The organism is Bradyrhizobium sp. UFLA05-153 (assembly GCF_054185185.1).
Genome location: NZ_JBBIAM010000333.1, coordinates 1 through 855, shown reverse-complemented (window position 1 = coordinate 855; position 855 = coordinate 1). Strand labels below are relative to the sequence as shown.

Annotated in this window: 1 pseudogene; it reads left to right on the top strand. The window is 66.8% G+C overall.

What is annotated here, in order from left to right:
* Positions 1–29: 29 nt before the first annotated feature.
* Positions 30–855: pseudogene (locus Q2941_RS51735) on the top strand (transposase); the annotation flags it as partial.

Here is an 855-nt window from a genome sequence, read left to right as displayed (position 1 = left end):
CGTGGGCTCGGAGATGTGTATAAGAGACAGTCCATGCGGCGAGCATCGCGGTGTCACGCGAGCACCGGCGCGCCAAGAGCGATCGGATCGACACGGAACTGCTGATGCGCTCATTGCTCGGCTGGCTGCGTGGCGAGAAGCGCCATTGCAGCATGGTCGCGATCCCGACCATGGCGCAGGAAGACACACGGCGACCGGGCCGTGAGCGGCAGAGCCTGGTCAGCGACCAGACGCGGATCGTCAACCGCGTCAAAGCCGTCCTCGCCCTGGTCGGCATCGGCGGGTTCAATCCGAGGCTGCGGAAGGCGGCGCAGAAGCTCCAGACGCGGCGTACCGCAGAGGGAACGCCGCTGCCGGACAATACCCATGCGGAGCTATGCCGCGATCTGGAACGGCTGAGCCTGGTGCGTGACCAGATCCGTGCCATCGAACGCGAACGTTTGCAGCGTCTCGCCGCTGCGCCGGCCGCAGCAACGGGTCCCCATGCGATGGTTCGTTTGATCGCAAGGGTCCTCGGCATCGCCATCGAGACCGCCGACATGCTGGTGCATGAGGCGCTGTCGCGCAATCTGCGTGATCGCAGAGCTGTCGCGCGCTATGCCGGGCTGACCGGCGCGCCGGACGAGAGCGGTAAACGCCGGCGCGAGAAGGGGCTGGCCCGCGCCGGCAACGGCCGTGTCCGCCGCGGCATGATCCAACTGGCCTGGCGTTTTCTGATCTTTCAGAAGGACAGTCGGCTCGCAAAGTGGTTCCGTGAGCGCACCGCCGACGGCCGCAGCACCACGCGCAAAACCATGATCGTGGCGCTAGCGCGCAAGCTGCTCATCGCGCTGTGGCGGCTGGTAACCACGGGGG